The sequence below is a fragment of the Novosphingobium humi genome, assembly GCF_028607105.1.
Taxonomy (GTDB): Bacteria; Pseudomonadota; Alphaproteobacteria; order Sphingomonadales; family Sphingomonadaceae; genus Novosphingobium; species Novosphingobium humi.
On record NZ_CP117418.1, the window covers coordinates 1087307 to 1111638 of the forward strand.

The 24332-nt window shown below is 64.3% G+C and carries 26 protein-coding genes; 10 read left to right on the plus strand and 16 right to left on the minus strand.

The annotated features are described in order from the left end of the window. Positions 1-84 precede the first annotated feature (84 nt). Entirely contained in the window at positions 85-1317 is a 1233-nt protein-coding gene (locus PQ457_RS20700; RefSeq protein ID WP_420541001.1) for an MFS transporter, read from the plus strand. A gap of 34 nt (positions 1318-1351) precedes the next feature. Further along, positions 1352-1735, plus strand: coding sequence for a hypothetical protein (locus PQ457_RS20705; protein WP_273619692.1), 384 nt, complete (start codon positions 1352-1354; stop codon positions 1733-1735). Between the two features lie 9 nt (positions 1736-1744). Here the strand turns inward: PQ457_RS20705 and PQ457_RS20710 are convergent, their stop codons facing one another. After that, the gene (locus tag PQ457_RS20710) at positions 1745-2368 is read right to left on the minus strand and encodes an HD domain-containing protein (RefSeq protein ID WP_273619693.1); all 624 of its coding nucleotides are present in this window, start codon (positions 2366-2368) and stop codon (positions 1745-1747) included. A 26-nt stretch (positions 2369-2394) separates the two neighbouring features. Here PQ457_RS20710 and PQ457_RS20715 point away from each other — a divergent pair, with 26 nt between their 5' ends. The 3 genes from PQ457_RS20715 to PQ457_RS22200 are packed head-to-tail and all read left to right on the plus strand — an operon-like array spanning position 2395 to position 3480. Beyond that, entirely contained in the window at positions 2395-2811 is a 417-nt protein-coding gene (locus tag PQ457_RS20715) for a DUF4031 domain-containing protein (RefSeq protein WP_273619694.1), read from the plus strand. After that, complete coding sequence (locus PQ457_RS22195) at positions 2799-3272, plus strand: methyl-accepting chemotaxis protein (protein ID WP_337958496.1); 474 nt, start codon at positions 2799-2801, stop codon at positions 3270-3272. The genes PQ457_RS20715 and PQ457_RS22195 overlap by 13 nt, the downstream gene beginning before the upstream one ends. Further along, positions 3241-3480, plus strand: a complete 240-nt coding sequence (locus PQ457_RS22200) for a hypothetical protein (RefSeq protein WP_337958497.1) — start codon at positions 3241-3243, stop codon at positions 3478-3480. The genes PQ457_RS22195 and PQ457_RS22200 overlap by 32 nt, the downstream gene beginning before the upstream one ends. 24 nt (positions 3481-3504) lie before the next feature. Here PQ457_RS22200 and PQ457_RS20725 read toward each other — a convergent pair whose 3' ends face one another. From PQ457_RS20725 to PQ457_RS20795, 15 genes are all read right to left on the minus strand, one after another. Next, complete coding sequence (locus tag PQ457_RS20725) at positions 3505-5070, minus strand: class I adenylate-forming enzyme family protein (protein ID WP_273619695.1); 1566 nt, start codon at positions 5068-5070, stop codon at positions 3505-3507. 7 nt (positions 5071-5077) lie between these two features. Continuing rightward, complete coding sequence (locus tag PQ457_RS20730; protein ID WP_273619696.1) at positions 5078-6085, minus strand: alcohol dehydrogenase catalytic domain-containing protein; 1008 nt, start codon at positions 6083-6085, stop codon at positions 5078-5080. Positions 6086-6100: 15 nt separating this feature from the next. Further along, a complete protein-coding gene (locus PQ457_RS20735; RefSeq protein WP_168602030.1) occupies positions 6101-6637 on the minus strand; it encodes a 2,4'-dihydroxyacetophenone dioxygenase family protein in 537 nt (178 codons plus the stop codon). Between the two features lie 38 nt (positions 6638-6675). Next, a complete protein-coding gene (locus PQ457_RS20740) occupies positions 6676-7434 on the minus strand; it encodes an SDR family NAD(P)-dependent oxidoreductase (RefSeq protein WP_273619697.1) in 759 nt (252 codons plus the stop codon). Then, positions 7431-9050: an FAD-binding oxidoreductase gene (locus PQ457_RS20745; RefSeq protein WP_273619698.1), complete on the minus strand. Its 1620-nt coding sequence runs from the start codon at positions 9048-9050 to the stop codon at positions 7431-7433. The genes PQ457_RS20740 and PQ457_RS20745 overlap by 4 nt, the downstream gene beginning before the upstream one ends. Then, entirely contained in the window at positions 9047-9367 is a 321-nt protein-coding gene (locus tag PQ457_RS20750) for a c-type cytochrome (protein WP_273619699.1), read from the minus strand. The genes PQ457_RS20745 and PQ457_RS20750 overlap by 4 nt, the downstream gene beginning before the upstream one ends. Further along, positions 9364-10203 (minus strand): SDR family NAD(P)-dependent oxidoreductase, encoded by an 840-nt coding sequence (locus tag PQ457_RS20755; RefSeq protein ID WP_273619700.1) that lies wholly within the window; start codon positions 10201-10203, stop codon positions 9364-9366. Before PQ457_RS20755 ends, PQ457_RS20750 begins: the two co-directional genes overlap by 4 nt. Positions 10204-10216: 13 nt before the next feature. Beyond that, entirely contained in the window at positions 10217-10750 is a 534-nt protein-coding gene (locus PQ457_RS20760; protein WP_273619701.1) for a 2,4'-dihydroxyacetophenone dioxygenase family protein, read from the minus strand. A gap of 22 nt (positions 10751-10772) precedes the next feature. After that, positions 10773-11306: a 2,4'-dihydroxyacetophenone dioxygenase family protein gene (locus tag PQ457_RS20765; protein WP_168602035.1), complete on the minus strand. Its 534-nt coding sequence runs from the start codon at positions 11304-11306 to the stop codon at positions 10773-10775. Between the two features lie 67 nt (positions 11307-11373). Beyond that, the gene (locus PQ457_RS20770; protein WP_273619702.1) at positions 11374-13929 is read right to left on the minus strand and encodes a TonB-dependent receptor; all 2556 of its coding nucleotides are present in this window, start codon (positions 13927-13929) and stop codon (positions 11374-11376) included. Between the two features lie 132 nt (positions 13930-14061). Then, positions 14062-15000: a helix-turn-helix domain-containing protein gene (locus PQ457_RS20775; protein ID WP_273619703.1), complete on the minus strand. Its 939-nt coding sequence runs from the start codon at positions 14998-15000 to the stop codon at positions 14062-14064. Between the two features lie 19 nt (positions 15001-15019). After that, on the minus strand, positions 15020-16258 hold the full coding sequence (locus PQ457_RS20780; RefSeq protein WP_273619704.1) for an MFS transporter: 1239 nt from the start codon (positions 16256-16258) through the stop codon (positions 15020-15022). After that, positions 16255-16809: a VOC family protein gene (locus PQ457_RS20785; RefSeq protein WP_273619705.1), complete on the minus strand. Its 555-nt coding sequence runs from the start codon at positions 16807-16809 to the stop codon at positions 16255-16257. Before PQ457_RS20785 ends, PQ457_RS20780 begins: the two co-directional genes overlap by 4 nt. A 67-nt stretch (positions 16810-16876) precedes the next feature. After that, positions 16877-17893, minus strand: coding sequence for a zinc-dependent alcohol dehydrogenase family protein (locus tag PQ457_RS20790; protein WP_273619706.1), 1017 nt, complete (start codon positions 17891-17893; stop codon positions 16877-16879). A gap of 127 nt (positions 17894-18020) precedes the next feature. Further along, positions 18021-18836 carry a helix-turn-helix domain-containing protein gene (locus PQ457_RS20795; RefSeq protein ID WP_273619707.1) on the minus strand — a complete coding sequence of 272 codons (816 nt, stop codon included), beginning with the start codon at positions 18834-18836 and terminating at the stop codon, positions 18021-18023. Positions 18837-18970: 134 nt separating this feature from the next. Here PQ457_RS20795 and PQ457_RS20800 point away from each other — a divergent pair, with 134 nt between their 5' ends. Genes PQ457_RS20800 through PQ457_RS20820 form a run of 5 tightly spaced genes read left to right on the plus strand, consistent with a single transcriptional unit; the run spans position 18971 to position 24323 of the window. Then, positions 18971-20209, plus strand: coding sequence for a Tm-1-like ATP-binding domain-containing protein (locus PQ457_RS20800; protein WP_273619708.1), 1239 nt, complete (start codon positions 18971-18973; stop codon positions 20207-20209). Further along, positions 20206-20664, plus strand: coding sequence for an acetyl-CoA carboxylase biotin carboxyl carrier protein (locus PQ457_RS20805; protein ID WP_273619709.1), 459 nt, complete (start codon positions 20206-20208; stop codon positions 20662-20664). Before PQ457_RS20800 ends, PQ457_RS20805 begins: the two co-directional genes overlap by 4 nt. 11 nt (positions 20665-20675) lie before the next feature. Then, positions 20676-22004 (plus strand): acetyl-CoA carboxylase biotin carboxylase subunit, encoded by a 1329-nt coding sequence (locus PQ457_RS20810; protein ID WP_273619710.1) that lies wholly within the window; start codon positions 20676-20678, stop codon positions 22002-22004. Positions 22005-22006: 2 nt separating this feature from the next. Continuing rightward, on the plus strand, positions 22007-23488 hold the full coding sequence (locus PQ457_RS20815) for a biotin carboxyl carrier protein (RefSeq protein WP_273619711.1): 1482 nt from the start codon (positions 22007-22009) through the stop codon (positions 23486-23488). Next, on the plus strand, positions 23475-24323 hold the full coding sequence (locus PQ457_RS20820) for an HAD-IIA family hydrolase (RefSeq protein ID WP_273619712.1): 849 nt from the start codon (positions 23475-23477) through the stop codon (positions 24321-24323). Before PQ457_RS20815 ends, PQ457_RS20820 begins: the two co-directional genes overlap by 14 nt. Positions 24324-24332 lie beyond the last annotated feature (9 nt).

Genomic DNA, 24332 nt, shown 5'->3' on the forward strand with positions numbered 1-24332 from the left:
CTGACAAAAGGCCCGTCCCCGCCTATATAGGGATTTGCCTTTGCCGCATTGCATTGCGGCCCCCCATGATGAAAGGCCCCACCCATGAGCGCCCCTGCGCTGAAATCCGCCGCGATCGGCTTTGTCCCGGCCGATGGCACCTCCCGTTCCTCGCCCGTCGCCCTTGTGCATCTGGCGCTGGCCATGGGCGGATTTGCCATCGGCACCACCGAATTCGCCACCATGAGCCTGCTGCCCTATATGGCCGACGGGCTGCATGTCGATGCGCCCACGGCGGGCCATGTGATCAGCGCCTATGCGCTGGGCGTGGTGGTGGGGGCGCCGCTGCTGGCGGTGCTGGGGGCCAATCTGGCGCGGCGGACGCTGCTGATCGCGCTGATGGGCCTGTTCGGCCTGTGCAACGCGCTGTCGGCGCTTGCGCCCGATTATCACTGGATGCTGCTGTTCCGCTTTCTCTCGGGCCTGCCGCATGGGGCCTATTTCGGCGTGGCCGCGCTGATGGCGGCTAGTCTGGTGCCGCCGGAAAAACGTACACAGGCGGTGGGCTATGTCATGCTGGGCCTGACGGTGGCCACGATCATCGGCGTGCCCACGGCCAGCGTGCTGGGCCAGTCGGCCAACTGGCGCTGGGGCTTTGGCGTAGTGGCGGTGCTGGCGCTGCTCTGCGCCGGGATGGTGGCGCGCTTTGCCCCGCATGACCGGCCCGCGGCCGGGGCCAGCCCGATGCGCGAACTGGGCGCGCTGGCGCGGGGTCAGGTGTGGCTGACGCTGGGCATTGGCGCGATCGGCTTTGGCGGCATGTTCTGCGTCTATACCTATATCGCCTCGACGCTGATCGAGGTCACCCATGCCTCCAAAGCTGCCATCCCGCTGATTTTCGCGATTTTTGGCGCGGGGATGACGCTGGGCAATATCATCGCGCCACGCTTTGCCGACCGGACGCTGATGCCCACGGCGGGCGGCCTGCTGGTGTGGAGCGCGGTGTGGCTGGCGATCTATCCCTTTGCCGTGGGGCACGTCTGGGCGGTGGCGGTGGTGGTCTTTGCCATCGGCATCGGCGGGGCGCTTGGCTCGGTGCTGCAAACGCGGCTGATGGATGTCGCGGGCGAAGCGCAGACCCTGGCGGCCGCGCTCAACCATTCGGCCTTCAACATCGCCAATGCGCTGGGCCCGTGGATGGGCGGGATGGCGATTGCGGCGGGCTATGGCTGGGCTTCGACCGGCTTTGTCGGGTCGGGGCTGGCGCTGGCCGGGCTGGCCATCTGGGCCTTGGCGGCTCGTGCGGCGCGGCGGCCATCGCCAGTTTCAGGTCCTTGAGCATCAGCGCCGTGGCAAACCGCCCTGATACCCATTGCCCGCAGAGCCCTACCCGTGGACATGGTGGATGAAGCTGATGACGCCGGTGGCCGCCGAGAACATCCGCAAGGTCTATGATGCGGGCGGCGGCGTGGCGATCGGCACCGATCAGTCGTTTGGCCCGGCGGTGCATCGCGAGATGGAACTGCTTGAGCAGCAGGGCATCGCGCCCGCCGCGATGCTGCGTGGCCGGGCGGCGGATCTGGGCAGTGTCGAGAGCGGGAAACTGGCCGATGCGGTGCTGCTCTCGGCCGATCCGGCGCGCGACATCCACAATGCCAAGGCCATCGTGGCGGTCATCAAACAGGGCGTGCTGGTCGATGAGGACAGGCTGCCCCTGCCCGGCGGCGGGCGCGGATTACGCCGCCCCTTGCGGTGAGCGCCCCCATCAGCGCGCCAAGGCCAGCAATTGCAGCTCCCACCCGATGTTTCGTTGCAGCAGGTCCGCCTCTGCCGGGACAAGCTGTCGGCTGTCGAGCAGATCATCGCGCAGACCCGTCAATATGGCGGCGCGAGCCCTGCCATACTGTTCATCGGGCACAAAGGCATACTCCTGACGGATGCCCGCGGCGTACCACGCATAGATGTCGGGATCGTCATGCCACAGGATGCTCAGATCGGCCTTCAGCACAAGGTTGACGGCCTCGTCCCCCGGCGTCCCGCTGTCCCGGAAATGGTGGCCCTTGGTAGCCGCGATCATGGTTGAAACCAGCAGCCGGTCGAGCGCGCCGGGCGGCGTGAATGTGTTGGCAACCGACTGGAACAGGGCCTTGGACTGTTCCTCGTTGTCGGCGCGGGCCGGATCATAGATGATGTCATGAAACAGCGTGGCAGCCGTCATTTCGGGCGCCATGACATGATCATCCGGGATTTGCCGCAGCATGAGATCGACGTGGCGAAGCGTATGGTAGTGACGATGCGGTTCGCTATGATGGTCGATGATCATCGCGCGGGTCCTGCCGCCGATGTTCAGCCGGTCGAAAGCGGTGATCAGCCATGGATGGTCGGGCATGCTCTGGCCTCCGGAGGCCAGACTAGATGGATGGAAACAACAGTGCAACCGCCGGTGATGCCATGAGCGTCTATGTCGACAGCGCCATTCACGCCCTGCGCGGGCGGCTGATGTGTCATATGTTCTCGCCGGATCTGGACGCGTTGCATGCAATGGCGCGACGCATCGGGATCGAGCAGCGGTGGTTTCAGGATCCGCTGACCATGGCTGTCTCATGGCCCCATTACGATCTCGACCAGACGCGCCGGGCCGTCGCCGTAGAACTGGGCGCTGTTATCTGCGACAGATATCAGACCGTGGCCATGGCCGCGATCATTCAAGGCAGGCCCGACAAATTGCGGCGCATCCGCGCACTGGCCGATCCGGGCCGCGCCTTTACCCCCGCGCGTCACGTCCCGGAATGGCTGGCCGAGCAGGGATTTGCGCAAGCATGGGATTGGTAGGCGGCCCGGCGCAGGCCGCGCGTTCCGCCCAGACCGCCAATGCCATGGTCGAGCAGACCCGCAAAAGCGCCGAGCAATCAGGCGATGTCGTATCGCGCGCGGTCGAGGCCATGGGGGCGCTCGAAGCATCCTCGCGCGAGATTTCGGACATCATCAGCGTGATCGACGCCATTGCATTTCAGACCAACCTGCTGGCGCTCAACGCCGGGGTGGAGGCCGCGCGCGCGGGCGATGCTGGGCGCGGTTTTGCCGTGGTCGCCTCCGAAGTGCGCGCTCTGGCCCAGCGCAGCGCCGATGCCGCCAAGGACATCAAGTCGCGCATCCAGGGTTCGGCCGTTCAGGTGGAAAACGGCGTCCGTCTGGTGATGGAAACGGGCAATGCCCTCTCGCGCATTGCATCGGGCGTGGGCGAGATCAGCGATCAGCGGCATGGTCAACGCCATTGCCAGCGATACGAATGAACAGGCAGGCAAGCTGCAAAGGGCCAATCAGACCGTCGCGGAAATGGGGACCATCGCCCAAAGCAATGCAGCCATGTCGGAAGAGACATCGGCCGCCGCGCGCGGGCTGAGCGAACAATCCGACACGCTGATCCGCGAGTTGCAGCAGTTCCACACCGGACGCCCCGCCCATGCCGAAGCGCAGCGCCAAAGGCGGTGGGCGGCCTGATCGCCGCAGGGATCAAAGCGCGGCCTAATTGACGCCGCGGCTTTGGCCCTGCCAGAACTCGGCGCGCATCGCCTTCTTGTCGAATTTGCCCACCGGGGTGCGCGGCAGGCTTTCGCGAAAGAACACATGTTTGGGCGCTTTGACGCTGCCCAGCCGCGCCTTGCAATGGGCCATGATGGCGGCGGCATCGGGCGCCTTTGCCGGATCGGCCACCACCAGCACGCTGACCGCCTCGCCCCATTTTTCATCCGGGATGCCGATGGCGGCGCATTCATGGACACCCGCCATTTCGGACACCACAGCCTCCACCTCGCTGCAAAAGACGTTGAAACCGCCGGTGACGATCATGTCCTTCTTGCGGTCGACGATGTAGAAAAAGCCGTGCTCGTCGCGGCGGCCAATGTCGCCGGTGTGATGCCAGCCATGGGTGCGGACCTCGGCGGTGGCCTGCTCCATCTCGAAATAGCCGTCGCAAACGATGCCTCCGCGCCCGACGATCTCGCCCACCTCGCCTACAGGCAATAACGCGCCATCGTCATTCATCAATTCGACGCGCACAGACATCGTGGCCCGCCCGCAACTGGCCAACCGCTCAGGGTGATCGCCGGCAGCGGCGGCCGCCACGATTTCGGGCGGCAGCCATGTGGCGATGAGATGGAATTCGCTCTGTCCATAGGATTGGCACAGGCAAGGGCCAAAGACCTCCACCGCCTGCCGCAGCTTTTCCGGGCTGCAGGCCGAGCCCGCCAGCAGAAAATAGCGCATGCTTGAATAGTCATAGTCGCGCACCTCGGGATGGGCCAGCATCGAATAGAGCGCCGTGGGCGGCAGAAACATATGGGTGACGCGATGAGTCTGAATCGCCTCCATCACCGCATGAGCGTCAAAGGCGGGCAGCATCACGACCGTTGCCCCCATGGCGATGCCCGCCAGCGCGAAAGGCCCCGCCGCATGGGACAAGGGCGCGGTGGCGAGGAACACCGGCACATCTTCGACCGCCATCAACATGGCGATGCTTTCCAGCATCGTGCCCCAACTGCGGTTGAGCGCGCGCACTCCTTTGGCCGGGCCGGTGGTGCCGCCCGTGGCGATGATCGCGCAGAGTTCGCGGTCACCGCCATCCGGGCTGCCCAGATCGGGAAAAGACGGCGCATCGGCGGGCAGCATGAAGCCGTCGAGCGAGGGATTGCCCGCATCGGGCGCATCGAGACAGATCAGATGCCGGATCGAGGGCACCTGCCGCGCGGCCTCATGCGCCTCGGCCGAGAGGCTGGAATGATAGAACAGCCACCCCGCGCGAACATAGCGCAGATAGGCAATCGTATCGGGCAGCGCGTTGCGGGTGTTAACCGGGATCCACACCGCGCCTGCCCGCCAGAGCGAAAGCATCGCCGTCAGCACGCCCGGATGGTTGGGCGACATGATCGCCACGGCCTCCTGCCGCTGCAGCCCCGTCGCCGCCATGGCGCCCGCCAGTCGGTGCGTCATCCGCTGCATCGCGGCATAGGTGATCGCGCCCTGCTCGGTTTCCAGCACGGCGCGGTCGGGATAAAGCGCGGCGGATTTGTCGAAATAGTCAATGTTGCGCATGGGCCTGCTATCCAAACGGGTTGATCAGCACCTTGCAGTCATGGGTGCGCCGCCGCAGCGCCTCGAAACGCTCCGGCGTGGCGGCCAAGGCAATCGTGTCGGACACGAGATGGCGCGGCTCGGGCGCACCGCTGCACAGGGCGTCGAGCGCGGCCTCATATTCCTGCCGGTGGAAGAAAGCCGAGGTGACCAGCCGCACTTCCTTCGACAGCATGGCAAAGGAATTGAACGTGTCGGGCTGGGTGCAAAGGCCCAGCAGCAGAATCGTGCCGCGCGGGCGGACCTGCTCAACCGCCTGCGCGATCAGGCCGGGGCGGCCCACGCATTCGATCACCACATCGGCCTTGCCGCCCAGCGCCCGCTCCGCCGCCCCGACCGGATCGTCGGGTTCGGCGACAAAGCCGGTCGCCCCCATCGCCAGCGCGCGCTCGGCCTGAAACAGGGCGACATCCTGCACCAACACCGCGCCCGCCCCGCGTCGCCGCGCCCAAAAGGCGGCGGCAAGCCCGATCGGCCCGCCGCCCAGCACCAGCATCTTGTCGCCGGTCTTCATCCCCGACAGATTGATGCCATGCAGCGCCACGGCCAATGGCTCGATGATCGCGCCATCGGCCAGGCTGGCGCTTTTGGGCAGGCGCACGCATTGGTTGGGCCGCGTGACGGCATATTCGGCATAGCCGCCGCCCTGCAGCCCGAAATGCTCACACCACGCCACCTCACCCGCCACGCAGGCGGGGCAATGGCCGCAGCTTTTAAGCGGGCTGACCGCGACGAGGTCACCCGTGGCAAAACCCTCGACATCCTTGCCCAGCGCCACGACTTCGCCCGCGAATTCATGGCCCAGAACGCTGCCCGCAGTCATCCCATAGGCCGGGTCCTCCGTCATATGCAGATCCGACCCGCAAATGCCGCAGCGTCCGACCTTGACCACAATCTCACCCGCGTCCGGCGTGGGATCGGGCAAGGTTTCGAGCGCCAGCGGCCTGTGCAGCCCCTGCATCACGACTGCACGCATCAGACCACGCCCCTTTTAGACGTAGAGCTTGGGATTGATGGCGATGCCATTGTCCCGGCAATAAGTCTCATAGTGGTTGATGAACCACCACACATCGGCGGTGTCGACCAGATTGGCCTGATCGTCGAAGAAGTCGATCGGGCCCTGCATCCAGCCGAACAGCTTGCACCCTTCGGGATGCTCGGTCACCAGCGTGTGGCTTTCGCCCGGCACTTCGAGGATGAGGCCGCCCGGCGTGGCGGTCCAGTCATATTCCAGATAGCGCACACTGCCTTCGAGACAGACCATGGTGATCGTGCCGCGATGCAGATGGGTGCCGATCACCCCCGGCCCTTTGACCCACAGGATGTTCGAAAACAGATTTTGCCGCACGTCAAAGGCCAGATGCTTGATCGCGGCATGTTCGCCAAAGGGCACCCAGGGGCTGTCCACATCGGTCTGCGCATCGATATAGCGCCCGCCGGGGCTGAGGCGATCAACCAGGGCCTTGTGGGGGAATTTCACATCGACAATGGCGGCCTTGTTCGAAGGCGGCGCGGTCATAACGGCCATGGCAATTCTCTCCTTTATAATTTTGTCTGTGATACATACTAATGCGCGGTCTGGCCGCCGTCGATCACAAATGTGGCACCATTGATGAAACTGGCCCCATCGCTGCACAGATGCAGGACGGTGGGGGCGATTTCCTCGGGCTGGGCGGCGCGGCCCGAGATGTTTTGCGCGAAAAACATGTCGGTAAAGGCGTTGCTTTCCGCCCAATGGCGGGTCATCGGCGTGACGACAAAGCCGGGCGCGATGCAATTGGTGCGGATGCCAACCCGCGCATATTCCACCGCCGCCGCCTTGGTCAGGCCCGCCACGGCATGTTTCATCGCGCAATAGGCGCTCATATTGGGATCGGCGATCACCGCCCCCACGCTGGCCGTATTGACAATCGCCCCTCCGCCTACGGTCAGAAAGTGGCGGATTTCGGCCTGCATAGCATAGAACACGCCCTTGAAATCAACATCAATGGCCAGATCCAGTTCCTCCGGCGTCACCTCATGAATCGGGCGCTGGGGCGGCAGAACACCGGCGTTGTTGAACGCGCAATCCATCCGCCCGAAATGGGACAGGCAAGCCTTGACCAACGCCTCAACCGCCGCCGGATCGCGGACATCGGTATGGCAAAACTCCGCTCTGCCCCCCGCCGCCGCGATCATTTCGCGCGTTTCCTGCGCGCGCGGGTCGATGTCCCCGATCATCACACCGGCCCCCTCGGCGGCAAAGGCCAGCGCGGTGGCCTGCCCGATGCCCGTGGCCGCGCCCGTAATCAGCACGGCCTTGCCGTCAAACCGCGCGCCCATCATGCGATCCCCGATTTGCCGGGGGCAAGGATGTGGTTGGGATCAAGCGCCTGTTTGATCGCGGCATTCACCGCGCGGTTGGTCTCGCCATATTGCGCCGCCACCAGATCCATGGCGTGAACCCCGGTGCGATAGGAGCACCAGCCGCGATCACCAAAGCCGGTGACGAGTTCGCGATAGCAATCATCGGCGCGCTTTTCCTCGGCCGGGTCGCTCTTGTCATACAGCAGCGCGATGATGTGGTGCAATTCGCGCATGCCCACGGCAAAGGCGGCGGTATAGTCAAAGCCGTGACGCGCAAGGATCTGTTTGGCCAGATCGATCTGCCCCTGCGTCTCGCTGCCTTTGGCCGGGGCCACGGGCGCAAACCAGGCAAGGCCCCCGCCCGCGCCCTTCCACCGCGCAAGGCCCACTTCCTCAAGGCTGAGGCCGCCGCGCATCAGCGTGGCGTGGTGGTGGAACCACGGGTTGTCCTTCATCTGCTCCTGCGTCATCACATCGCCGTCGATGGCGGCAAAGGCGCCCCGGATGATGCGCTCGCTTTCGGCCACCTGCGCGGGGGTGCCGTAAAGCGCGATATAGGTGTTCCACATGCCCAGATCATGCTTTGCGGCGAATTGGGCGATTTCCTCATCGCTGACCTGTGCGGGTTTGGTTGTCACTTCGCCGCGCCGGTGGAACATGGCCAATTGATAGGCCGCCCCCATCATCAGCACCACATTGGGCACAATTCCGGCAATGCGCAAAGGCCGCATGGCGTCGGTAATGCGCGCCACATCCTCCATCTTTTTGTGGCGCACCACCAGCGGTTTATAGACCGGCGGCGCGGGCATCAGCCACAGGCCCATTTTCGTCACCACGCCAAAATTCGACTGGGTGAAAATGCCGTCCAGATAAGGCCCATAGCCCCATTTGAACGCCTGCCATGCGCTGGGGTTCTTGGTGCTGCCCATGCCGGTTTTCAAAATGTCGCCATTGGCCATGACGACCTCCATGCCGCATTGCACCATGAAATGCTCGCCATAGGGCGTATAGCCGACGCCCCGGTCCAGCGTGTTGCCGACCGGGCCGACAATCGGGCCGACCGTGGGCACATCGATCCACAGCGGGATATTGTGCTCGTCCAGATAGTCGCGCAACTGCTGATAGGTGACGCCCGGTTCGACCAGCGCGGTGCACAGCTCGGTATCGACCGAGAGGATGCGGTTCATGCGTTTCAGGTCAAGGATGATCTGGCCTGGCGCGGCTGTCGTGGTGCTGCCATAGCCCATATTCTTGCCGGTGCTGACCGGCCAGACAGGCTGGCGATATTGGTTGGCGATTTTGAGGATCGCCTGCACCTGTTCGACATTTTCCGGCGCCACCGCGCCCACCGGCGCATGGCGGCCCGTGGGGTCGGGCGTATAGCTTTTCGACCATGGCCGCAGGCTCTCGGCATCACCCGCCACCCAAGCATCGCCCACCACGGCGCGCATGGCCTTGAGCGCGGCGGCCAGATCAGCCTTGCTGACGCCCGGCGCAAGAACAGCGCCCTGCGCCATCGCCTGTCCGGCAATACCAATGGTCGCCGCCACGCCCGCGCCCAGCAATCCGCGTCTGTCGATGGTCGCCCCGCTCATTGGCCGTGCTCCTTGATGTCTTTGGGGGCCTTGGAAATCCATGCGGCCAGTGCGTCGAGTTCGCCGGGCGAGATTTCGGTGGGGCGCATCGCGGGCATTCCGTTGCGACCCGCGCGCACCATCGCCTGAATATATTCAACCGGCAGTTTGCGGCCCAAAATGATCGGCCCCACATTGTGGCCGTGGCAATAGGCGCAGACGCTGGCGTAAGTTTTGGCCGGGGGCCGCTGCGCCAGCGTCTGGCCCAATGCCTGGCCCGTTTGCGCCGAGGCGGGGGCCGCCAGCAGCATCAGCGGCAACAATGCCCAGCGCCTCATTTGAACCTCCCCAGCATCATGCCGCCGTCGATCACCACATGGGCGCCGGTCATGTAATCGGAGGCATCGCTGGCCAGCAGCAGCGCCAGCGGCTTCATCTGCTCGGTTTCGGCCACGCTGCCCAAGGGCACGATGGCGTCCCATGCCGCGCGCACCGTAGGGTCTTTCTTGAGCCAGCCCCCGCCGATATTGGTGACGAAAGGCCCCGGCGCGATGGCGTTGATGCGGATGCCGAATTCGGCAAGTTCCAGCCCCAGCGCCCGCACCATATGCAAAATGCCCGCCTTGGCAGGCATATAGGGCAGGCCGACAATCGGCTCGGTGACAAGGCCCGCATTGGAGGCCGTGGCGATGATCGCGCCGCCGGCGCGGCCATTGGCGCGGCCCGGCTGCTTCATGATCCGCACGGCATGGCTGATCGTATAGAACATGCCGGACAGATTGACCGCAATCGACTTGTCCCAGCGTTTGGGATCATAGGTATCGACCTGTCCATCGGGGTTGCGATGGCCTTGCGGGTTCCAAAAGCCCGCCCCGGTGTCGATCCCGGCATTGGCAAAGCAAATGTCCAGCCCGCCGAACGCCTCGGCGTGTTCGTCGAACACGCGGGCCACGGCGTCGCTGTCGGACACGTCGAGCGCGACCGCACGCACGTCATGGCCCGCATCGCACAGGCGCTTTGCCTCGCGCTCGGCGCCGGCCAAGTCAATGTCGCTCAGCGTCACCGCCGCCCCGCCCTCGGCCATCGCCTCGACATAGGCAAGGCCGAGGCCGGATGCGCCCCCCGTAACCAGAGCGCTGCGGCCCGCGACCGAAAATCTGTCCAGAATTGCCACTGTGCCTGATCCTTCAAAGATAGAGCGCGGGGTTGATGGGAATGTTGTTTTCGCGGCAATAGGTCTGGTAGTGGTTCATGAACCACCACACATCGAGCGTTTCGACATGCTTGCCATCGGCGTCGTAAAACTCGTTGGCGCCCTGCATCCAGAACAGGGCCTTCATGCCGTCCGGATCATCGGTCACCAGCGTATGGGCGGTGCCGGGGGTTTCGGTGATGAAATCGCCGGGGCGGCACACCCAGTCATATTCGAGATAGCGGAACGAGCCTTCCAGCCCGATGGCCCAGACCGGCCCGCGATGCTTGTGGGTGCCGATCACGCCGGGGCCTTTGATCCACAAAATGTTGCAATAAATGTTTTGCCGGACGTCAAAGGCCAGATGGCGGATCGCCGCGCCCTCGCCAAAGGGCACCCAAGGGCTTTCGCTCTCCTCGCGGCCGACATAGCTGCCTTCCACGCCCTTGTTCTTGATCAGATCGGCGTAAAGTTCCTCGACCTGCACGATCTTATAGGCCGAAGATGGCGGTGCTTTCATAGTGCCCATGGGCTGTTCCTCTTGTGGAGATTTATCGGATGAGCGTGTCGACATAGTCGGCGCCGATGCCGTTGGAGGCATAATGGGCGCGGGCCGCCGCGATGTAGTCGAAGACATCATAGTGGCCGGTGGTGTTGCCCGCTTCATCCAGCCACATCAGCGGGCCGGAGACGACGAAGAACACTTTCATCGGGTCGGCATGTTCATAGCAGACCAGCGTGTGGCTCTCGCCGGGGGTTTCATAGACGAAATCGCCCGCGGTGGCCGTCCACTCATGCTCCAGATAGGCCCATTTGCCGCTGATCGTATAGGCCCAGATCGGGTGCGGATGGTAATGGCGGTTCACCAGCCCCGCCTGCTTGCTCATCAGCACATCGGCCCACATGTTCTTGGACGGGCTGATCCACACCGGTTTGGACGAGACGGTCTCGCTGATCGGCACCCAGTAGCGTTCGTCGCCCTCGGCGATCTTGGGCAGATAAACTTCGGGCAGACCGCCCTCGCGAAAGACCTTTTCGACCGGCTTGATGTCTTTCCAGAATTCGCTGTGCGCTGTTTCGGGCATGGTCGCCTCCTTCAAGGGAAAGGGCGCCGGACGGACGAGGCCCGCCCGGCGCAAGGCAGGGTCTCGATTAGAACTTGATGCCAAGCCGCGCGTACCATTCGGCGGGGCGGCTGTAGGTGCCGTAGATCTGGCCACCGGCATATTGCGCCTGACCCGTGGTCAGATAGCGCTCGTTGGTCAGATTGGTGCCGCCCACGGTCAGATCCCAGAACCCGCTGGGCGGCCTGTAGGTGGCGCTGGCGTTGATGACGGTGGTGGCGGGGCGGTCGAGCAGGAAGGTGCCTTCGGTGTCATTCTTCATCTTGTCGGTGAAGGTGACATCACCCAGCAGCACCAGCTTGCCATGCTTGCCCAGATCGGCCTCGTAACGGGGGCTGATGTTGATCTTGTATTTCGGGGTCTTGGGCAGGCTGGCGCCCGCAAACACGCCCGCCTGCGAGGCAGAGGCGGCCACCTGTGCCGGGCCGTCGACCGAGGTATAGACGGCATCGGTATAACCCAGCGATCCGGTCAGCGTCAGGCCCTGGGCAGGCGCGGCGGTGACTTCCAGCTCAAAGCCACGAATGCGCGCAACGCCCGCGTTCTGGATGGTGGGCGAAACGCCCTGCTGGAAATTGAGCTGGATGCCGGCGTAATCGGTCTGGAACACCGCGCCGTTGATCTGAAGGTGGCGGTCAAAGAACTGGGTCTTGGCGCCCAATTCATAGGTCGTGGCCTTTTCGGGACCAAAGCCGGGGGCATAGGGCAGCGGGTTGGACAGGCGCGTGGTCCAGCCGCCGGTCTTGTAGCCCTTGGACCAGCTGGCATAGAGCATGATCGCATCACTGGGGTGATATTGCAGGCCCACCTTGGGCGAGAAATTGTTGAAGCTCTTGTGCTGCTCGCCCGCGATGTAATAGCGCAGGGGCTGGCCCGGATTGGGGAAGTTGTTGTCGATGCGGCACTGGTTCGAGATCGGCGTCAGCGAGGCGCAATTGGGATCGCCGAAGAACTGGGCCAGCTTGTAGTTCAGACCGTTATTGTCCGACTGGAACCCCTCGAACGTCTTGCTTTCATGGGTATAACGCCCGCCAAGGGTGATGCCCAGTTGCTCGGTGATCTTATAGTCGGCCTGACCATAGAAAGCATAGTTCTTGGTGGAGAGGTTGTTGGGCCCGTCCACCTGCAGCAGGCCTTCGGCAAAGGTCACGTAATCATGCAGATTACCGCTTTCGGTGAAGTAATAGGCGCCCAGCACATAGTTGAGCTTTTTATCCATCGCCTTGCCGGTCAGTTGCAGCTCCTCGCTGAACTGCTTCTGGTTCATTTCAAAGCTGGTGTGCAGGAAATCGAGCGGCGAACCGTCCAGATCCATGCCCGCCTTCCAATGCAGTTCGCGATAGGCGGTCACCGACTTGATCGTCATGTTTTCGGCCAGATCGTAATCGATGGTGGCCGCCCCGCCATAGGACTTCATTTTCGAGAAATTGTTGCCGTTGGCATAGCTGGTGTCGATGCTGTTGGTCACAAAACGGTTGTCATAGGGCAGCCGGTTGTTGTTCGGATTGGCATCGGCATTGACGCCGTAAATCGAGGGCAGATCGACCACCGAATTGAGGCCGCCGCGATTGCCCACAAAGGCGCCTGACGGAGGCCCGCCGATGAAGCTGTCGCAAGGGCCGGTCACGCCGCCCACGGTCTGGGTGGGATTGCCCGCGATGGCGCAATTATAGGTGCCCGCAAACACCGCCGGAAAAGTGGCGATCAGCTTGTTGGCGATCTGGGATGTGTCGATATTGCTGTAATCGCCGCTGAGCGTCACGCGCAGCGCGCCGCCGTCATTGTAGCGCAACTTGCCGCGCAGGTTGTAATTGTTGTCGCCCCCTTCGGTGCCGTAACCGCTGTTGTAATATCCGGCCGCCTTGAACGAGGTGATCGGGTCCTCGGCATAGTTCGAAGCGCCGGGGAACGGGATGCGGTGCATATAGCCGTCGCGGTGCGTCGTTGAAAAGCTGAGCGAGGAGGACAGGCTTTCGGTGATCGGCAGATCGACCGTGCCCTTGGCCGAAAACATCCGGAAGCTGCCGGTGGTCACGCTGCCGGTGAAGCGGAATTCCTTGCCCGGATCATGGGTGACGATGCTGATCGCGCCGCCGATCGTGTTGCGGCCGAACAGCGTGCCCTGCGGCCCTTTGAGCACCTCGACCCGCTCCACATCGGGCAGATCCTGATTGGCGCCCACCGAACGGGCCAGATAGACACCGTCGAGATAGATGCCCACGCCCGGATCGATGTTGAAGGCAAAGTCATTGGCGCCAATGCCGCGGATATAGGCCGAGAGCACGGCCGAGCTGCCCGAAAAGGGCGTGCCGGCGTCAAGCGTCACATTGGGCGCGATGGCCGAGAGCGAGGCCACGCTGGTGACCGCGCGCTCCTGCAGCGCATTGGCGGTAAAGGCGCTGATGGCAATCGGCACGTTCTGGACGTTTTCCGACCGCTTTTGCGCGGTGACGACAATGGCCTCAATGCCGCCGTTATCCTTGGCCTTGGCCTCTTCATCAGCGGCAGATGCGGGGGCGGCAAAAGCGGGGGAGGCTGTGATCAGCCCGCACAGCGCCACACCCACGAGCAAAATGCTACGCATAGTTTCGGTTCCTCTCCTGACTGCCGGTCTTTTTACCGGTTCGTCGTTGTGTGAATTTAGCGACTGAAAAACCCTTGGCTTGCACTGGGACGCAAGGGATTGGGACAGAGACGCAAAATCAGGGCCGCAAACCTATTGCATGCCCCGCCATTGCGAAGGTGTGGCGCCATAGGCGGCGCGAAAGCAGCGGGCGAAATAGCCGCTGTCGGAAAAACCAAGGTCGAAAGCGATGGCGGTCACACTCATCGTCGGATTGACGATCAGCAATTCGCAGGCGCGCGCCAGACGCCGCGAAAGAATATAGGCCGAAGGGGTCGTGCCCATCGCGGCAAAGGCGTTCTGCACCGTACGCACGCTGACGCCCAGCTCCGCCGCGATTTCGATCGACCCGAATTGCGCGCAGCCCAGATTAGCGTCCACCAGCGCCTTGATCTTCTCGCGCAAGGGCCGGCAGGTCTGGATCGGGCGGTCCGCATCGCGCACCGCAAGGCTGAGCAGATCGAGGAAGACGTTGGACACGCCCTGCTCCCATGCCGCATCGCTCCGCCCCTGATCGCCATACCCCTGATCGCCCTGTTGCCAGAGCGAGAGGATGAAATTGTGCAGCAGGCGGCTGCCCGGCGTGGCCCCCGAAATACGGCGAGAGAGGGCGGCATCAAGATCGGGCAGCCGCGCCTCCAGCCCGGCGCGCGGCATTTCCACCACCAGAAACTCGTGCTGGCGCAGATCGATGCGATAGGGTTCGTTGGCGCTGGACAGCACAAAATCGCCCACGCCCAGCTCGGCCACCCGCCCGCATTGTTCATGGCGCGACCGGCCCGAATGCTGGACATGCAGCACCACCGCCTCGGGCGCCGATCCGGTCGGGCGTCGCTGCACCAGGCTGCCGCAGGATCGGGGGCGGATCATCACCAGATCGCCCAGACTCCACCGCCGCATTTCCGCTTCAAAAGCATCCTTGCGCTGATCGACCAAGGTGCCGGGGTAGGTCTCATTGGTCAGCCGGTTCCAGAAATCGAGACGCTCATTGGCGGCGATCCGGGCGGTGGAGAAATGTTCGATCGTGCTCATGTTGCCTACCTTTGCAAGATCAACGTATGCGCCGGGCCAGGACGGCAGGCGCGGATTCCAAAAGCCCCAGCGCCAGCACCGTTGCCGCCAGAGCAAGACCGAGCATGATCCACAGCGGCGCGCCCAGCCCCCAGACATCGGCCGCAGCCCCGGCCACAAAGGGGCTGAGCACACCGCCCAGCACCTCGCCCGCGCCCATCACCATGCCGGTCAGTGTGGCGGCCAGACGCGGATCGACCGATTCCGAAGGGATCGTGGCCATGAACATGGGGAACAGACCATTGAGCCCCCAGCCGAAGAAGAAGATCGCCGCCAGCCCCCAGCTTTGCCCCGTGTAATAGAGCGCGCCCAGCGGCAGCAGCATCCCCAGCGCCGAAAAGCCGATCATCACTGGCTTGCGCCCGATGGCATCGGAAATGGCGGGCACCAAAAAGCTGCCCAGCCCCGCCGAAATGCCCAGCACGGCCATCATCCAGCTCATCGTTTCGGGCGCCATGGCGCGCACCTTGGTCAGATAGAGCGGCATGAAAGCCCAGCACACCACCAGATAGCTGACCAGCAGCACGGCGATGGCGGCGCAAAGCACGACATTGCGATTGCCGAAAGCCTCGCGCATCGTCACCCTGGGGCGCTCGGCATGTTCATGGGCTTCCTTTGGCGGTTCGCGCAGGGTGAAGGCGATCAGGGCGGCTGTAACGATGCCGGGCAGCGCGGCCAGATAAAAGCCCTCGCGCCAACCCCATGTATTGGCGATCCACACCAGCACCAGCGGGGCCACAAACGAGCCCAGCAGGTTGGAACCCAGATTCTGCCCGATGCCCATCGCCATACCGCGCCGGGCGGGCGCCACTTCCTCGACGATCATCGCATGGCTGACCGGCATGATCCCGCCTTCGGCCACGCCCATCAGCAGGCGCGCGGCAAACAGCACCATGAAACTGCCCGCCGCGCCCGAGACGAAGGAGCACAGGCAAAAGGCAAGGCTGGCCCAGACGACGACGATCTTCTGCTTGCCCATCCGGTCCGACAGGCCGCCCACCACAAATCCGGCAATCGCCCATGTCAGCGACAGCGCGCTGGAAAGCAGGCCGACGGCCTTGTTGCTGAAGCCCAGATCGTGCTGGATAAAAGGCATCAGGAAATTGGGAGCATTCCGGTCGAAAAAGACGATGCCGAAATTGAGGCTGAGCAGCCCCACCACCCAGATCTGATAGCCCGCGCCGCGCCTTGTGGCGGCATTGGGATCGGGCGCGCTCATGCAAAGGGCCTGACGCGATCAGAGCCATCCCAATTCCGGGCCGCCGTATGAAAACGGGTAAACGCCTCGTCCATGCCGGATGTGGCAGGGATCAGTTCGAGCATCCCCGGATCATTGCGCCCATCGTCCAGATAGGCCACCGCGCCGCCGGTCGGCACCTGCGCCCGATAGGCGACCTTATAGCCGCGCGCCTCATAGGCGGGGATTTCGGCATCAACATCGCTCACCGCCACGCCGATATGATGAAAACCATAGCCGCGCCTGTCGATCAGATCCTTGTAAACCGAAGGATTATCATCCAGCGGCTGGATCAATTCGATGCACATCGATCCGGCAAAAGCCATGGCGATGGCGACATCGCCGGTGGCCTGCGCCCCGCGATAGACATGATCGGGCGCCAGAAAATGGTCGAGCAGGAACCACGGCCCCACCCGCGCCTCATCCACCCACCAGTCGATCGCCTGATGAATATCGCGCACCACATAGGCGGTCTGTATCGTCTGGCCCACGCGGGCGCCAAAGCCCATCGCATGCCCTTTCGGCAATTGCATCGCTCTCTCCTTTACCGGCGCGAAGGTCCGTGCCCCGCACTCTGGTTCTTGCGTTTCGCGGCCTAGGTCACAGGCGGATCACCACTTTGCCGAACAGATCGGGCGAGGCCTGATAGGCATAGGCGGCCTTGGCCTCCTCCAGCGTAAACACCTTGTCGATCACCGGCTTGATGCCATGGGCGTCGATAAAACTGTTCAGCCTCTCGGCCATGCCGCGCGATCCGACGAAAATGCCGCGCAGATTGGCCCCCTTGAACATCAGCCCATGGGGCGAGGTATTGCCCTCACGCGTCAACACCCCGATCAGCGCGATTTCGCCCGCATAGCCCACCGCCGCGATGGATTGCGCCAGTGTTCCGGCCCCACCCACCTCGACGACATGCTCAACCCCGGATTTGCCGGAAAGGGCCGCCGCCCTGACGCCCCAGTCGGGCGTGGTGCGATATTGGATCATGTCATCCGCGCCCAGCGCCGCCACGCGCGCCAGCTTGTCATCCGAACCGCTGGTGGCGATCACCTTTGCGCCCGCCGCCTTGGCGATCTGCAACGCCAGCAGCGACACGCCCCCGGTGCCCAGCACCAGCACATGCTCGCCCGCCGTTACCGGATGCGCGCCTTCCATCAAGGCGTTCCATGCCGTCACCCCGGCGCAGGGCAGGCAGGCCGCTTCCTCAAAACTCAGGCTTTGCGCGATCCTGACCACACCGTTTTCGGGCAAGGCGACATATTGCGCCAACATGCCCCTGGCCCCCGCCGCGCCCAGCGCAGGCCCCATCGCGGGATTGGGCGGTCCATCCATCCAGTTCTGGAAAAAGGTCCCCGCCACCCGGTCGCCCACGGCAAAGCGGGTCACGCCGTCGCCAACAGCCACAACCTCGCCCGCGCCATCCGAAAGCGGCACGATATCCTGCGCCACCGGCCCGCCCATATACAGGCCCAGCGGGATCATCTGATCGCGGTAATTGAGCGAACAGGCGCGCACGCGGATCAGCACTTCTCCGGCACCGGCCACCGGCGCTTCCTGCTCCACAAGCTGCATGGCGTCGAGGCTGGTCGCCCCCTTGCGCAAGATCCACGCTTTCATCCTATCCCCCGATGGGGCGCTTTGCCGCCCTCTGAAGGCCCGCTTCGTCTTCCGGCGGCCTCCGGCTGCTATAGGTCATCCAATCGGCGCCGGTCCGCAAGCGCTCAAAATTTCACGTGGTGAAACTTCATCCATCAACCAGCCGGCCGATGCGCGCCGCAATGCCCTGAAGGCTGGATAAATGGCGCAGAGCCACTTCCTCGACCACGGCGCGGCGGGCGGGCCATGTGATGTTGATGGCCGCAATCGGTCCATTCTCGCCATTGACCGCCACGGCGATCGAATTCTTGCCGTCGCGCAGCACCGTTTGCCGGTTGCGATCGGACCACGGATGATGCGGCAGGCGCGTTGACCATCCGCGCTGCCGGGTTTGGGCAATGATGGCGTCGATCTGCTCGCGTTGTTCGGCTGTACCGTCAGGCGGGGTCAGGCGGGCAATGATCGCATCGCGCTCGGCATCGGCACAGGCCGAGAGATAGGCCCGCCCAGTGGCCGTATGCAGATAGGACAGTTTGGCCCCCACCGGCCCCAGGGCGGCAAAGTCAAAGCGGGCGACCTGGCCATTGGTTTCGATGATTTCCATATGGTCGAACCGGGGGATGGCGATCACGCTGGGCCAGACCACCTGCGCCGACAGTTCGACCAGCAGCGGCGAGGCGATTTCCGCCATCCGGCACACCCGATCCGGCGCCGCCGCGCCCGCCACGCCGGGCAACCACACGCCATCGGCCAGACGCCGCCACACCAGCCGCCGACCGGCCAGCGTTTGCAACAGGCGCAGAAGTGTCGCTTTGGGCAGGCCCAATTGCCGGTGCAGCGCGTTGAGACTCAGCCCCTCCGCCCCCGCCGCCCGGATCGCCAGCAGCACATCAAGCCCGCGTTCCAGCGCGCGGATCGATTTGACGCCCGATTGCCGGGCCGTGTTCTCGCCATCCAAAGCCATGCCACCCCCGTTTCACGCTGTGAAATTTAGCGCGCGAAATGCATTAGGCAATCCGTGTCGGCCATGAAAATATCGGCATCAGAAAAAGCCTGCGGCCAATGGACCAGCAAGGCATGAGAGAGGATCCGAACACTATGGGCGATGCGTCGCGCAAGAATGTGATGCTGATCATCACGCAGGATACCAAACAGGAAGAAGCCCGTTTCGTGCGCGAGCATCTTGAAGGGGCCGGGGTCAATGTCGTGCATCTCGACCCCAGCGTGCGGCGCGATATGGGCGGGGCCGAGATAGGGCCGGATGCGGTGGCCGCAGCGGCCGGTTCCACCATTGCCGACATCCTGGCGCTGGGCCATGAGGGCCAGATTCACGAGATGATGATCGCAGGCTCGATCCGCGCCGCGCATGAATTTGCCGCGCATACGCCGATCCATGGCATCCTGTCGGTGGGCGGATCGATGGGCACGGCGCTGGCGGGGGCCTTGATGCAAAGCTTCCCCTATGGCCTGCCCAAGCTGATCGTTTCGACCATGGCGTCCGGTTTTACAAAGCCTTATGTGGGCGTGCGCGACATTGCCATGATGAATGCCGTCACCGATATCGCCGGGATCAACACGATCAGCCGCGATGTCTATCGCAATGCCGCGCTGGCCATGGCGGGCATGGCCAAAGGCTATGACGGTATGCCCGGTTCCGAGCGCCCGCTGGTGCTGATGACCACGCTTGGCACGACCGAGCCGACCACCCGCGCGATCCGTCAGGCACTGGAAAGCGATGGCTGCGAGGTCATGGTGTTTCATTCCTCGGGCGTGGGCGGGCCGACGCTGGACGCGATTGCCGCCGAGCGCGATGTGGCGCTGGTGCTGGATCTTTCGGTGACCGAGATCATCGACCATATGTTTGGCGGCCTTGCCGATGGCGGCCCCGCGCGGGGCACGGTGGGCATGGCGCGCGGCATTCCCACGATCTGGGCGCCGGGCAATGCCGATTTCATCATCGGCGGGCCGATTGATGCGGCGCAGGCGCAATTCCCCGGCAAGCGCTATCACAAACACAATCCGCATCTGACCGCCGTGCGCACCGATCTGGCAGATCTGGAACGCATTGGCGACCGGCTGATCGCGATGATGGGCGAGGCCAAGGGGCCGGTGGCCTTCTTCACCCCCCTGGGCGGTTTTTCCAGCCATGACAGCGCGCAGGGCCACCTCTACGACCCGGGCCTGCCACCGCCCTTTGCCGAACATATGCGCCGGTCGATGCCGCAAAACGCAAAGTTCCATGCCATCGACGCCCATTTCAACGATCCCGTCTTTGCGCAGGCGATCATTGCCCATGCCCGAAGCCTGCTGGGCCAACCGGCCATGGTGGCGGCATGAGCGCGCCCTTTCTCAGCCCGGAGGATGTCGGCGATATTGTCGCGATCCTTGACGGCAGCGATTACCGCGAACTCGACATTGCCACCGCGCGCTTTCGCCTGAAGGTGCGGCGTGATGGAGAGGGAGGCGGATGGTCGCAGGAATGGCAATGGGCAGCCCAACACGCGCCGACCCAGACCGCCAGCACCGCCGCGCCCGATGCGCCCGAGGGCCTTGTCGCCATTCGCGCGCCCCTGCCCGGCACATTCTATCGCGCCCCCGCGCCCGGCGCCGCGCCTTTTGTCGAACCGGGCAGCAAGGTGCAGCCCGACACGGTGGTGGGCATTGTCGAAACGATGAAGCTGATGAACCCGGTCCATGCCGGGGTGAGCGGCGAGGTGGTCGCCATTGTTGCGGGCAATGCCGAAGCGATCGGCCATGGCGCCGCGCTGATCCACATCCGGCCTGCCGCCTAAAAGGAAAAATCATGATCCGAAGGCTGTTTATCGCCAATCGCGGCGAGATCGCCCTGCGCGTGGCGCGCACGGCGCAAAGACTGGGCATGACCGTCATTCTGGGCGCTTCGCGGGGCGATGCGGAAAGTCTGCCCGCCATGCTGGCCGATGAGGTGGCGCTGGTCGGCCCCGCCCCTTCGGCGCAAAGCTATCTGGATGTGGACGCGGTGATCGCGGCGGCGATTGCCGCGCGGGCCGATGCCATTCACCCCGGCTATGGCTTCCTCTCGGAAAACGCCCGATTTGCGAAAGCTGCGGCCGATGCCGGCATCATCTTTGTCGGGCCGAACATCTCCAGCCTTGAGGCGATGGGCGACAAGCTGATGGCCCGCGCCGTGGGGCAGGCCGCCGGATTGCCGGTGGTGCCGGGCGGCGAAGCCGCAACCCCGGAAGAAGCCTTGGCCCGCGCTCGTGAAACCGGCTTCCCCGTCCTGCTCAAAGCCGTGGCTGGCGGCGGGGGCAAGGGCATGAAGCGGGTGGAGCGCGAGGAAGACCTGATCCCGATGATCACCATGGCCATGGCCGAGGCGCAGGCGTCCTTTGGCGACCCGCGCGTCTATGTCGAACGTTTCATCGCCAGCGGCCGCCATGTCGAGGTGCAGGTGCTGGGCGATGGCGAAAACGCGATCCATCTGGGGACGCGCGACTGTTCGATCCAGCGGCGGTTTCAAAAGCTGGTGGAGGAAGCGCCCGCCCCGATGCTTTCCGATGCCACGCGCAGCGGGCTGGAACGGGCCGCAGTCGCTCTGGCCAAGAGCCTGCATTACAAGGGCGCGGGCACGGTGGAGTTTCTGGTCGATGCCAAAACGGGCGATTTCTACTTCCTTGAAATGAACGCCCGCATTCAGGTCGAACATCCCGTAACCGAGGCGATCACCGGCGTCGATCTGGTCGAACAGCAATTGCTGGTGGCGGGCGGCGCGCGGCTCAGCCTCGATCAGGACGCCATCCGCCCGCGCGGCCATGCCATCGAGGTGCGCATCAACGCCGAAGACCCCGATGCCGATTTCCGTCCATCCCCCGGCACGGTCACGCGCGCGGCATGGCCCGCAGGCCCCGGCATCCGAGTGGACAGCCATATCGCCAGCGGCGGCATGATCCCGCCCTATTACGACTCGCTGATGGGCAAGCTGATCGTCTGGGGCAAGGATCGGCCCGCCGCCGTGGCGCGGCTCGCCCGCGCGCTCGATACGCTGAGCATCGAGGGCGTGGCCAGCACCACCCCGCTCCACCGCCGCATTGCCGCCGATCCGCGCTTTGTCGCGGGCGGGGTCGACACGCGCTTTCTGGAAGGGCTTTAATCATGGCCGAAATTTCGCTCGTCGATGTCTCGATCCGCGATGGCAACCAATCCCTGTGGGGCGCGACCGGGCTGAACACGGCCCAGATCCTGCCCATTGCGGGGGCGATGGACCGGGTGGGCTTCAGCGCGATCGACTTCACCTCCTCGACAACGATGGCCGTGGCGGTGCGCTATTTCCGCAATGACCCGTGGGAACGCATCCGCCGGATGCATGCGGCCATGCCCAACACGCCGCTGCAATTCATCACCACGGGCCTGCGCTTTATCGCATGGCAACAGGCCGACCCCGATTTCATGGCTCTGGCCTATCGCCTGTTGCAAAGGGCGGGGATCGGCAAGTTCATCATCCTTGATCCGATGCACGATGCCGATGCGGTGATCGAGGCGGCGCGATTGGTCAAACGCGAAGGCGGAGCCCGCGTGATGGGGGCGCTCACCTTCACGCTCTCGGCCATCCATACCGATCAGTTCTATGCCGATTTCGCCCGGAGGCTGGCGGCCTGCCCTGATATTGATTGTTTCTATCTTAAAGACCCCGGCGGGTTGATGAGCCCCGAAAGGGTGCGTAGCCTGGCCCCGCTGGTCAAAGCCGCCATTGGCGACAAGCCCTTGGAAATCCATGCGCATTGCACCATCGGCTATGGCGGACTGACCAGCCTTGCGGCGGCCGATCTGGGCATTATCGATGCGGTGCATGTGGGCATTGGGCCTTTGGGCGATGGCTCGTCCCTGCCCGAAGCTGGGCGGATGCTGGCCAATCTGCGGGCGGCGGGCCACAGCGTGCGCGCCGACGAGGCGATGCTGGCCAAAGTATCGGACTATTGGTGGCGGCTCGCCCGCGCGCAGGGCCTGCCGGCGGGCACGCCCCAGAGTTTCGACGCCAGTTTCCTGCGCCACCAGATCGCGGGCGGGGTGATGACCACCACCCGGCGCCAACTGGCCGAACTGGGGCTGGAGCATCGCTTTGACGAGGTGGTGCTGGAAACCGAAAGGGTGCGCGCCGAACTGGGCTATCCGATCATGGTCACGCCCTTTCCGCAGATGGTGATGAGCCAGGCGCTGTATAATGTCATCGGCGCGCGCCGCTATGCGCAGGTGTCGGATGAAATCCTGCGTTATGTCATGGGCAAATTCGGCCGCCCGACCAGCCCGCTCGATCCGGCGGTTGAGGCCGCGATCCTCGACCGCCCCCGCGCCGCCGAAATCGCCGCCGAACCGCCCTTTCCCACGCTGGCCGATCTGCGGCGCAAATGGGGCCATGCCATGCCCGATGAAGAGTTTCTGCTGCGCGCGGTGATGCCCTCCGACCAGATCGACGCGATGATCGGGGCCGGGCCGTCGCCCGCCCATTACAACCCCGACGCGGCCGGAATTCTGCGGCTGCTCAAGGAACTGGCCGCGCGCCCCGCCGCACGCGACATTGTGATCGAGAGCGGCTCAATGCGCCTCGCCCTGCATGGAGGCGCCCATGTTGCCGGATGACATTGCCGAAAGGATCGCCCGGGCGCGCGGTTTCATTTTCGACATGGACGGCACAATCGCTCTGGGCAATGCGGCCAGCGGTCAGCACGAGGCGCTGCCCGGCGCGGTGGAATTGCTGGCCCTCCTCCGGCGGCGCGGCACGCCGTTTCGCGTGTTCACCAACGGCACGGCCAAACCGCCCGCCGCCTATGCGCGGGGTCTGCGCGCGGCCGGGTTCGATCTGGCCGATGAGGAGATGATGACCCCATCGACCAGCGCGGCGATCTGGCTGGAGCAACAGGGCCTGCGGCGCGTGCGGATGCTGGGCGATCCGGGAACCGAGGTGCCGCTGGTCGAACGCGGGATCGAGGTGATCGGGCCATCGGACAAGGCGCAGGTGGATGCGGTCTATACCTGCTGGTTTCGCGGTTTTACCTTTCCCGATCTGGAAGCCGCATGCCAAAGCGTCTGGGACGGCGCGCGCCTGACCACGGCCAGCCATGTGCCCTTTTTCGCCACCGCCACCGGCCGCGGCATCGGGTCCAGCTTTGCCATCAACCGGATGATCACCGCACTCACCGGCAAGCAGGCGCGGGTTCTGGGCAAGCCTTCGCGGGTTGCCCTTGATGTGGCCATGGGTGCGATGGGCCTGCCGCGCGGCGCGGCGGCGCAGATGGTGGTGGTGGGCGATGATCCGGCGCTGGAAATGGCGATGGCGCGCAAGGCGGGCGCCACAGGCATCGGCATGACCACCGGATTGATGCAGCCCGCAACGATCCACGCCCTCCCCCCCGGCCAGCAGCCCCATGCGGTGATCCGCCGACTTGACCTGATAACGCGGGCCCTGTCGGCCTGAGGGGCGCCT

Coding starts and splice junctions, on each gene's coding strand:
- PQ457_RS20700 (WP_420541001.1), top strand. CDS start 85: ATGAGCGCCCCTGCGCTGAAATCCGCCGCGATCGGCTTTGTCCCGGCC.
- PQ457_RS20710 (WP_273619693.1), bottom strand. CDS start 2,368: ATGCCCGACCATCCATGGCTGATCACCGCTTTCGACCGGCTGAACATC.
- PQ457_RS20715 (WP_273619694.1), top strand. CDS start 2,395: ATGGATGGAAACAACAGTGCAACCGCCGGTGATGCCATGAGCGTCTAT.
- PQ457_RS22195 (WP_337958496.1), top strand. CDS start 2,799: ATGGGATTGGTAGGCGGCCCGGCGCAGGCCGCGCGTTCCGCCCAGACC.
- PQ457_RS22200 (WP_337958497.1), top strand. CDS start 3,241: ATGGTCAACGCCATTGCCAGCGATACGAATGAACAGGCAGGCAAGCTG.
- PQ457_RS20725 (WP_273619695.1), bottom strand. CDS start 5,070: ATGCGCAACATTGACTATTTCGACAAATCCGCCGCGCTTTATCCCGAC.
- PQ457_RS20730 (WP_273619696.1), bottom strand. CDS start 6,085: ATGCGTGCAGTCGTGATGCAGGGGCTGCACAGGCCGCTGGCGCTCGAA.
- PQ457_RS20735 (WP_168602030.1), bottom strand. CDS start 6,637: ATGGCCGTTATGACCGCGCCGCCTTCGAACAAGGCCGCCATTGTCGAT.
- PQ457_RS20740 (WP_273619697.1), bottom strand. CDS start 7,434: ATGATGGGCGCGCGGTTTGACGGCAAGGCCGTGCTGATTACGGGCGCG.
- PQ457_RS20745 (WP_273619698.1), bottom strand. CDS start 9,050: ATGAGCGGGGCGACCATCGACAGACGCGGATTGCTGGGCGCGGGCGTG.
- PQ457_RS20750 (WP_273619699.1), bottom strand. CDS start 9,367: ATGAGGCGCTGGGCATTGTTGCCGCTGATGCTGCTGGCGGCCCCCGCC.
- PQ457_RS20760 (WP_273619701.1), bottom strand. CDS start 10,750: ATGGGCACTATGAAAGCACCGCCATCTTCGGCCTATAAGATCGTGCAG.
- PQ457_RS20765 (WP_168602035.1), bottom strand. CDS start 11,306: ATGCCCGAAACAGCGCACAGCGAATTCTGGAAAGACATCAAGCCGGTC.
- PQ457_RS20770 (WP_273619702.1), bottom strand. CDS start 13,929: ATGCGTAGCATTTTGCTCGTGGGTGTGGCGCTGTGCGGGCTGATCACA.
- PQ457_RS20775 (WP_273619703.1), bottom strand. CDS start 15,000: ATGAGCACGATCGAACATTTCTCCACCGCCCGGATCGCCGCCAATGAG.
- PQ457_RS20780 (WP_273619704.1), bottom strand. CDS start 16,258: ATGAGCGCGCCCGATCCCAATGCCGCCACAAGGCGCGGCGCGGGCTAT.
- PQ457_RS20785 (WP_273619705.1), bottom strand. CDS start 16,809: ATGCAATTGCCGAAAGGGCATGCGATGGGCTTTGGCGCCCGCGTGGGC.
- PQ457_RS20790 (WP_273619706.1), bottom strand. CDS start 17,893: ATGAAAGCGTGGATCTTGCGCAAGGGGGCGACCAGCCTCGACGCCATG.
- PQ457_RS20795 (WP_273619707.1), bottom strand. CDS start 18,836: ATGGCTTTGGATGGCGAGAACACGGCCCGGCAATCGGGCGTCAAATCG.
- PQ457_RS20800 (WP_273619708.1), top strand. CDS start 18,971: ATGGGCGATGCGTCGCGCAAGAATGTGATGCTGATCATCACGCAGGAT.
- PQ457_RS20805 (WP_273619709.1), top strand. CDS start 20,206: ATGAGCGCGCCCTTTCTCAGCCCGGAGGATGTCGGCGATATTGTCGCG.
- PQ457_RS20810 (WP_273619710.1), top strand. CDS start 20,676: ATGATCCGAAGGCTGTTTATCGCCAATCGCGGCGAGATCGCCCTGCGC.
- PQ457_RS20815 (WP_273619711.1), top strand. CDS start 22,007: ATGGCCGAAATTTCGCTCGTCGATGTCTCGATCCGCGATGGCAACCAA.
- PQ457_RS20820 (WP_273619712.1), top strand. CDS start 23,475: ATGTTGCCGGATGACATTGCCGAAAGGATCGCCCGGGCGCGCGGTTTC.